8 protein-coding genes are annotated in these 8,997 nt (G+C 69.3%); all 8 read left to right on the forward strand.

The genetic code is table 11. The features are described 5' to 3' along the window. Positions 1-24: 24 nt before the first annotated feature. The 8 genes from JL106_RS20095 to JL106_RS20130 all read left to right on the forward strand — a co-directional run bounded on the left by JL106_RS20095 (position 25) and on the right by JL106_RS20130 (position 8,430). Complete coding sequence (locus JL106_RS20095) at positions 25-900, forward strand: ABC transporter ATP-binding protein (protein WP_205262558.1); 876 nt, start codon at positions 25-27, stop codon at positions 898-900. Next, a complete protein-coding gene (locus tag JL106_RS20100) occupies positions 897-1,838 on the forward strand; it encodes an ABC transporter permease (protein ID WP_205262559.1) in 942 nt (313 codons plus the stop codon). Before JL106_RS20095 ends, JL106_RS20100 begins: the two co-directional genes overlap by 4 nt. Before the next feature lie 3 nt (positions 1,839-1,841). After that, on the forward strand, positions 1,842-2,903 hold the full coding sequence (locus tag JL106_RS20105; RefSeq protein ID WP_205262560.1) for an LLM class flavin-dependent oxidoreductase: 1,062 nt from the start codon (positions 1,842-1,844) through the stop codon (positions 2,901-2,903). 27 nt (positions 2,904-2,930) lie between these two features. After that, positions 2,931-3,941 (forward strand): LLM class flavin-dependent oxidoreductase, encoded by a 1,011-nt coding sequence (locus JL106_RS20110; RefSeq protein ID WP_205262561.1) that lies wholly within the window; start codon positions 2,931-2,933, stop codon positions 3,939-3,941. After that, on the forward strand, positions 3,938-4,336 hold the full coding sequence (locus JL106_RS20115) for a SidA/IucD/PvdA family monooxygenase (RefSeq protein ID WP_205262562.1): 399 nt from the start codon (positions 3,938-3,940) through the stop codon (positions 4,334-4,336). The genes JL106_RS20110 and JL106_RS20115 overlap by 4 nt, the downstream gene beginning before the upstream one ends. Then, on the forward strand, positions 4,323-5,612 hold the full coding sequence (locus JL106_RS20120) for an NtaA/DmoA family FMN-dependent monooxygenase (RefSeq protein ID WP_205262563.1): 1,290 nt from the start codon (positions 4,323-4,325) through the stop codon (positions 5,610-5,612). The genes JL106_RS20115 and JL106_RS20120 overlap by 14 nt, the downstream gene beginning before the upstream one ends. Before the next feature lie 94 nt (positions 5,613-5,706). Continuing rightward, complete coding sequence (locus tag JL106_RS20125; protein WP_205262564.1) at positions 5,707-6,864, forward strand: ABC transporter substrate-binding protein; 1,158 nt, start codon at positions 5,707-5,709, stop codon at positions 6,862-6,864. A 6-nt stretch (positions 6,865-6,870) separates the two neighbouring features. Further along, entirely contained in the window at positions 6,871-8,430 is a 1,560-nt protein-coding gene (locus JL106_RS20130; RefSeq protein ID WP_205262565.1) for an MFS transporter, read from the forward strand. Positions 8,431-8,997 lie beyond the last annotated feature (567 nt).

Raw genomic sequence — 8,997 nt, forward strand, 5'->3', positions numbered from 1 at the left:
ATCCCGGAACGCAGGGAGTCCGACATGACCGCGCCCGCAGCACCCGCCACCGCACCGACACCGACACCGACACCGACACCGACCGGCTCAGTACCGGTCACCGACGGCCACATCGTGGTCGACTCCGTCGGCAAGGACTACGTCGCCCTGGACGGGCACGTCGTCCACGGCCTGCAGCCGGTGTCGCTGTCGATCGAGAAGGGTGCCTTCGTCTCGGTCGTCGGCCGGTCCGGCTGCGGCAAGTCGACGTTCCTGCGACTCGTCGCCGGACTCGAGGACCTCACCACCGGCTCGATCACCATCGGCGCGGAGCGGGTCTCCGGTCCGCCGGACAGCGTCCGCTACGTCTTCCAGAACTACGGCGAATCGCTGCTGCCGTGGCGCACGGTGGGGGACAACGTCCGGTTCGGGCTGCGGCACGGCCACGGACCCCGCCGCGCCCACGGGCGCACGGCCGAGGACCAGCTCATCGAGCAGCATCTCGCCGAGGTGGGACTGCACGGCACCTTCAGCCGGTACCCAGGGGAACTGTCCGGTGGGATGCAGCAGCGGGTCGCCATCGCCCGAGCCCTGGCCGCCTCGCCCGACGTGTTGCTGCTCGACGAGCCGTTCAGCGCGGTCGACGCGCTCAGCCGCGGCACGCTGCAGGAACTGATCCTGCGTATCTGGCAGGAACGCGGTCTCACGGTGCTCTTCGTGACGCACGACATCGAAGAGGCGCTGTTCCTCTCCCAGCGGGTGATCGTGCTGCGACCGCAGGGCGCCGGCGTTCAGCGGGACGCCGCGGTGGACATCCCGTACCCGCGTGACCAGGTCGACTTTCGCGAGGACGAACGCTATCTCGCGCTGCGGCGCGACGTGCTCGGACTCGTCCTGCAGGTGGAACGAGAGGCGTCATGACCGAGCTCGCGAACACCCCGCCCGTCGCACGCGGCACGGTGCCCGGCCCCAGGCCCGGTGCCGACGACGCCGCCGACCTGCTGGTCTCGCTCCCGCCGTCCGACGAGACGCCACCGGTGCCCCTGGCAGTCGCCGGCGGACCGGCGCCCGCCGTGGTCCGGCGCAGTCCGTTCCGGCGGTTCGTCCGCAGCCGTGGCACCGGCTGGACCCTGGTGGTCCTGGTGGTGATCGTCTGGCAGGTCTCCTCGTTCATCCACTTCGAGCCCACGATCTCTTCACCGGACCGGATCGCCAGGACGTGGTGGCGGGAGATCACCGAGGGGCAACTGCTGCCCCAGTTGGGGCGGACACTCGAGACGATGGCGATCGGGTTCGTGCTCGCCATCCCGATCGGCATCACCATCGGGTTCCTGATGGGCCGGTCCCGCATCGTCTGGGGACTGCTCGAGCCGAGCGTGGAGATCATCCGACTGACCCCGGTGTCGGCCATCCTGCCCATCTTCATCCTGTTCCTGGGCATCGAGCAGGAGATGCAGGTCGCGGTGTTCCTCACCGCCGGGCTGTTCCCGTTGATCATCAACTCGTACGCGGGGGCGCGGTCGGTCTCCAAGGTCCTGTCCCAGACCGCCCAGACGTACCGCCTGTCGTGGTGGCAGACCCAGCGGGAGGTGGCGCTGCCGTCGGCGATGCCGTACATCCTGGTCGGCGCCCGCCAGGCGCTGGGCATCTCGCTGGTCCTGGCGGTGGTGATCGGCATGCTCGCCGGCAACTCGGGCATCGGCTACTACATCCTGCTCGCGCAACAGGAGTTCAACATCAACCGCCTGCTGGCCGCCGTCCTCACGGTGGCCCTCATCGGGTATCTGCTCAACGCTCTGTTCCTGCTGGCCGAGCGACGCATCAGCCGCTGGCGTCGCACCTCGATCGGCGAGGGCTGAGCCATGACCGCCAGGCCGTTCCGGCTCGGGTTCTTCACCCACGCCAACACCACGTCGGCGCCCGCCGAAGCCAACGAGGAACTCGTCCGGCTCTTCGTCGGAGCCGAGGAACTCGGGTACGACATCGGGTTCCTCGCCCAGCACCTGCTCGTCGACGCCGAGGAGGGGTCGGCGCCGTCACCACTGGTCTCGTTGGGACCGGTCGCGGTCGCCACCGACCGCATCGACATCGGGGTGTCGGTGGTCACCCTGCCGGTCACCGACCCGGTCCAGCTCGTCCAGGACGCCCTGACCCTCGACGGCATCGCCCGGGGACGGCTGCACCTGGGCCTGGGCACCGGGAACGCCAACATCGCTCGGTACGCGGCGTACGGAGTCAGCGATGCCGACCCGGCGCGGGCATTCGACGAGCACCTCGAGGTCTTCCTGGACACGCTCGCGGGCCATCCCATCCGCGGCAGCAGCGACCGCATCCACACCGATGGAACGGGTCTGGCCCAGCGGCTGTGGCGCAGCCCCGGGCGGGTGGAGACCGCGCGGCAGGCGGCGCGCAGCGGATTGGGTGTCCTGTTCGGCACCGCGACCCTCGACGCCAGGACCCAGCAGCGTCCGATCATCGACGCCTACCTCGACGAGTGGAGGTCCGTCGGCCCCATCCAGGCGCCGCCGGAGTTCCGCCCGCTGGTCCGGCCCCGGCTGGGCGGGATCCGCATGATCCACCCGGCGAACTCCCGCCCCGAGGCGATCGACGAGCTGACTCGCTTCATCGACAGCTCCCGCCGCCGACTCGCCGCGGTGAGCGGCATCAACGCCGACGCGGTCGACGCCGAGCAGGTACTCCGGCAGATGAACCTCAAGACCGGCACCCCGGCAGAGACCGCGGCCGCGATCCGCGACGACGTCGCGTTGCTGCCCGATGCGGACTACGTCATCGCGGTGACCGGCGTCCTGGAGCAGGTCGAGGTCGGACACGGAGCCAAACACACGGTCGACGTCGCTCTGCGCGGGCTCGAGCGGATCGCTCGTGACACCGCCCCGCTGCTCGGATGGACGCCCGCCGCATGAGCACGCGCGGGCAGGACGGAGATCACCATGCTTGAGATCGGCATCTTCAGCCTCGGATACGCCGAGGCCGAGGATCTGGATCGACACGTCGTCAACGACCGGGTCAAGGGACTGGTCACCCTGGCCCGACGGGCGGAGCAGGCGGGCTTCGACACGTTCGCGCTCGGTGAGTACCACCATCCGCCGTTCGTGCTGAGCTCGCCGGCGGTGGTGCTGGGCGCCATCGCCGCCGTGACCACGACCCTGCGCTTGACGACGTCGGTCTCGCTCATCACCGTGAACGACCCGGTCAAGCTGGCCGAGGACTTCTCGACGGTGCAGCACCTGTCCGACGGGCGGCTCTCGATCATGTTCGGGCGCGGCATCAGCACCGACATCTACCGGTGGTGGGGCCTCGCCGGCGAGGACACGGTGGCCATCGCGGCGGAGAAGAATGAGTTGTTCCGCCGGCTGTGGACCGAGCGCAAGCTGCACTGGAGCGGCAAGTACCGCGCGCCGCTGGAGGACTTCACGTTGACCCCGCAGCCGCTCACCGCGGAGCTCCCCGAGATCTGGCAGACCTCCATCCGTACCAAAGAACTCGTCGAGCAGACCGCGCGTGACGCTGACGGGTTCTTCGCCAACTACGTCCACTTCAGCGCGGCGCAGGCCGCTCCGCACGTGCACTACTTCCGGGAGCGGTTCGAGGCGCACGGACACGGAGCGGCCGGCGATGCGCCGGTCGGCTCAGGCGCCGCGGTCTACGTCCGGCGCAACTCGCAGGATGCACTGCGCGAGTACCGAGACCGGGGCATCGACCTGTCGACCTGGCCGACGAAGTATGACTCGTTGGAGCACGCGGTCCGCGAGAGTGCCCTGACGGTCGGCAGTCCCGCGCAGGTGCTGGACAAGATCGCGACGTTCCAGGAGGCCTACGGCGGGTACCGTCGGCAGTTGTTCTCCATCGACGGGCGCGGTGGCGACATCGACCGATCCATCGAGCAGATCGAACTCATCGGCGAGCACGTCGTGCCCGAACTGCGCAAGGCCTACTCGTGACGAACCCCCGGGTCGACTGGGTCGAGTACTTGGAGTGGTCCCACCAGCAGGTCGACGTCCCGCTCCGGTTCCGCACCCACGTGACCGATCTCGAGCGCGCCGACGGCGCCTTCCGGCTGCATCTGGTCGAGAACGGTGTCCCGGCCATCATCACAGCCCGCAAGATCGTGCTCGCCACCGGCGTCGAAGGCACCGGTGGCCCCTTCGTGCCGGCCGACTTCGACGCCGTACCGGTACACCGGTGGGCCCACACCGGGCACGCCATCGACTTCGACGGCCCGGCGGGCCGGCGGATCGACATCTTCGGCGCGTCGACCTCGGCGCTGGACGCCCCCGCCACGGCGCTCGAGCACGGCGCCGCCACGGAAGCGGAGGCCGTCGATGTTGGTCGATGATCCGCCGCGCCGGCAGCTGGTCCTCAACCTGTTCAGCCCCAACGCGGAGTCCTGGCGACGGTCCGGCGTGGACACCGACCGCGCCTGGAGCATCGACGCGCTCGTCCAACTCGCCCAGGACGCCGAACGCGGCCTGTTCGACGCCATCTTCCTGGCCGACAGTCCCGGACTGGGAGAGGGGTACACCGCTCCGGATCCGTTCACGGTGCTCTCGATCCTGGCCGGGCGCACCACCCACCTGGGATTGGCGCCCACCCTGCTCACCACGTACGACGAGCCGTACACGGTGGCCCGGCAGATCGCCACCCTGGATCAGTACACCGGCGGCCGCGCCGGTTGGAACGCGGCGACCGGTTCACAGCCGTCGGTGGCCGGGAACTTCGGGTCGGTGGACCATCCCGATCACGCGGTCCGCTACGAGCGCGGTGAGGAGTTCATCGAGATCGTCACCGCGCTCTGGGACAGCTGGGCCCCGGACGCCTGGCTCGGCGGCGACGGCGCCCTGCCCACGTTCGACCGCAGCCGCATTCGTCCGGTCCGGCACCAGGGCCGGCACTTCCAGGTCGACGCGGTCTTCAACGTGCCCCGGTCCCCGCAGGGGCGTCCGGTTCTGTTCCACGCCGGATCCTCGGCCGTCGGCCGAGCCCAGGGCGCCCGGCACGCCGACGCGATCTTCACGGCTCAGCCCGACGTCGACGTGGCCCGGGCCTTCTACGCGGACTTCAAACGCCGAGTCGCCAGCAACGGGCGCAACCCGGACCACACGCGGGTGCTTCCCGGCCTGTTCGTGGCCCTCGGCGGCTCCGAGGCCGAGGCCCAAGCCCAGTTCGACGAATTCACCGACCACATCGACCTCGACCGTGCCGCCGCGCGACTCGCTGTCCAGATCGGACTCGACCTCACCGCCGCCGAGCTCGATGCGCCGGTCGCGGAGTCGGCCTGGGCCGCGGCCGGAGCCAGCTTCACCAGCCGGGCCGCGGTCATCCAGGCCGAGGCCGCCGCCAAGCGGCTGACGGCGCGGCAGGTGATCCTGCGTGCCACCGCCGCGTTCGGCCATCACATCGTCGTGGGGACCCCCGAGCAGGTCGCCGACGACATCGAACTGTGGTTCCGTACCGGCGCTGCCGACGGCTTCAACTACCGGGCCCCCGTACGGCAAGCGATCCGTCACCGACTTCATCGACCACGTCCTGCCGCTCCTGCAGCAGCGGGGCATCTTCCGCTCCGAGTACACGAGCACCACCCTGCGCGGCCACTACGGACTGCCGATCCCTGAGCAGAGCTGACCCTGCGGCCACCGCTCCCCTGCGCGCGGACCGCCCTGCCATCTCAACCACCGTATCCACATCAACGACACCCGAGGAACAATCATGTTCTCGTCATTGCCACGGCTGCGCTCCCGGCGACGCTCCCGATTCCTCACGGTCGCCGCGGTCGCGGTCGCGGCCTCCATGGTCCTGGCCGGTTGCGGCGACAGCTCCGGTCCCGCCGCGGCCGGTGGCCCGGCAGGCTCCGCCGATGACCAGGCCACGACGACCTCGACCGCCGGGAGCAGCAGCCCGCAGTCCGCAGGTGCACTCCCGGGAGGCCTCGACCCGGCCGACCCGGTCAAGATCCGCATCGCCGACGCGGCGAACACCAACCTGCTCGAGCTGGCCAAGGGAGAGGGATTCTTCGCCAGATACGGTCTGGAACCGGAACTCTCCAGCCTGAACAGCGGTGTCAACGTCCTCGCCGCCCTCCAAGGCGGCAGCATCGAGTTCGGCTACGCCGACTTCTTCGCCGGGATCAACGCCATTGCCAACGGGTTCGACGTCCGGCTGATCTCGAACAACAACGGCAACGGTGTCAACTTCAACTTCCTGGTCAAGGACGGCGCCGTCGCCGACGTCGCCGACCTGGCCGGCAAGAAGGTCGGCGTTGCGCCGGTCCCGCAGATCACCGTGAACGCCCGCGGTTTCCTCAAGGCCAACGGGGTCGACCCGGACTCCGTCGAGATCGCGGTGATCACGGATCCGAACGGTGCCATTCCCGGCCTGGAACGAGGGGACTACGACGCCCTGGGCGGCGCGTCGTGGACGCAGGTCTACCAGAACGACGGCTCCGACGGGTACGACTTCGCCACCATCGGCGATCCCTCCAGCAAGGCGTGGACGCAGCCGGACGCCACCACGGCGGCGTTCTGGGCGACCGGCGAGTACGCCGAGGCGAACCCTGAGGTCGCGGCCGCACTCACCAATGCACTGCACTCGTACCGCAAGTGGTGGAACGACCTGCCCACGGACGACAAGGTGGACCTGGTCAAGAAGTACCAGGACCTGGACTACCGGGCGATCGTCGGCGATGACCAGGAGAAGCTGACCAACCTGGTGTCCAGCACGGCCTTCCAGTCGGGGCCGATCGATCTCGAGGCCACCCAGACCTGGTACCAGCTCGGCTTGGACTACGCGCCCGACAAGATCACCGCCGGCGTCGAGTGGCAATCACACGTCTTCGACTCGGCCAGGCAACCCGAGCCGAACGACTGACCGGACGTGACCCTGAAGGAGTCCGGCAGCAGCGGCGCAGCGGCCGATGTCCCGATGGGAGACGGGCCGGTGACCGACCGGGCCCGGCAGCGCAGCTTGCTGCTGGTGTCGCTGCTCGCCGGGCTCCTGCTGTTCGCCATCTCCGACGCGAACGTCGCCCTGCCCGCCATCGCCGCGTCGCTGGCCATCGGACCGACCACCCTGCAACTCATCTCGGCCGGCTACGTGGTCGCGTTCGGACTGGTGATCGTGCCGTTCGGGCGTCTGGGTGATCGAGGACATCGCCGCGCCCTGATCAGCGGAGGGCTGCTCCTGCTCATCGCGGCGAACGTCCTGTGCGCCTGCGCGGTCGACGCATGGATGCTCATCCTCGGCCGGGTGAGCGCCGGCGTCTCTGCCGGCATGCTCATGCCGCAGGCGATCGGGGTGATCCAGCAACTGTTCCAAGGCCCGGAGCGTGGCCGTGCGTTCGGCACCTACGGCGTGACGATGGCCGTGGCGCTCGCGCTGGCACCAACCGTCGCCGGACTGCTGGTGACGCTGGGCGGCCCGATCGAGGGTTGGCGGTGGGTGTTCCTGCTGTACGTCCCCACCGGGCTCGTCCTGCTCGTGGCCGGCCGGGCGTGGCTGCCCCGGACGCAACCGGTCGGCGAGCAGCGGCCCGGACTGGACGCGGTCGGCACCGTCCTGCTCGGCGCGGCCATCGTCCTGATCCTGTTCCCGCTGCTGTACACCACGGGCCGGCCGGGGGACGATCCCCGACGTTGGTGGACACTGCTCCCGGCCGCCGTCGTGGTCGTCGGCTTCTGGTGCTGGGAGCAGCGCTACGCCCGGACCGGCCGCCAGCCGCTGCTCGACCGCGCGCTGCTGAGGACGCCGTCCTACGCCTACGGTGTGCTCGTCGGGACCCTGTGTGTGGCCTGGCTTCCCGGGATCCAGTTGGCCCTCATCGTGTACCTCCAGGTGGGTCTGGATCTGTCCCCGCTGCTGGCTGCCCTGGTGTCGGTCCCGAGTTCACTCGGGTCGGCCGTCAGCGCTCGCTGGGCGGCTCGACGGATCCTGACGCTCGGCCGGGTGATCACCGTGGGCGGATTCACCATTTCCGGAGTCGCCGTCGTCCTCACCGTGCTGGCCGCGGTGACCCTGCCGATCGGCGTCGCACCTTGGGTGATCGCGGCCATCCAACTGGTCAACGGCATCGGGAGCGGGATGACCCTGTCGCCGAACCACGTCCTGATGCTGTCGGAGGTGCCCGCGGACAAGGGCAGCTTCGCCAGCTCGATCGGGCATCTCAGCCAACGGATCGGCAACGCCGTCGGTGTTGCCGCCACCTCGGCGGTGTTCTACGCGATCATCTACCGTGCCAACGGCGATCTGACCGGGGCCTCACCAGCCACGTACCACCGCGCACTCATCGCTGCCAGCGGCGTCGCAGTAACCTTGGTCGGCATTGGGATCGTTGCAGCAGTTCTCGACTGGCGGCGCGTGGCGGCTCCAGGCGGGAAAGAGGCCGAATCGGCGATCAATCAGGCCGACCTCGGCCGCCCACGGCATGATTTGACCTGACGACGAGCTGGCCGACCGGCGGACTGGCGGCGCTCAAAGAATTCGCTGCGCCTTCGGTCACTGCATCAGCCTCGCTCCCGGCTCGGGCGCACTGCGCACACCTTCGAACCGGCGTCCAGCGCGGCCGTTGATCACTCGCTGAACGATCGACGTCAACAGGAGGAAGCACTGGGATGCAGACTCAGAGTTGCCTCATCGACCTCCACAACACGCTGATTCGGGTCGACTTCGCCGCGATCGACGCTGAACTCGCCGATCTCGCTCGATCCGGAGGGTCACCCTCATCGCCATGCGGTCGTTCTCGCCGCGGATCATCGTCGGGAGCGATTGGCGCCAGGCTCTCAACCGTGCCCTGGCTGATCTGGGAAAGCCGCCGTCGACCCCGACATCATCGCCCGGATGGTTCAGCTGATCGTGCGCTCCTGATCTGGCACACCCATTGTCGCCGGATCTTGAATCCTGACCCTCTGGGGTTCCGGGAACGTTGACCCCCTCCCGACGCTGGGGAGGTGCTGAACGTGGAGGACTGGGCGGAGATCCGTCGGTTGCATCGGGCCGAGGGCGTGC

Origin of the sequence: Nakamurella leprariae (genome assembly GCF_016918035.1) — a bacterium.
Taxonomy (GTDB): Bacteria; Actinomycetota; Actinomycetes; order Mycobacteriales; family Nakamurellaceae; genus Nakamurella; species Nakamurella leprariae.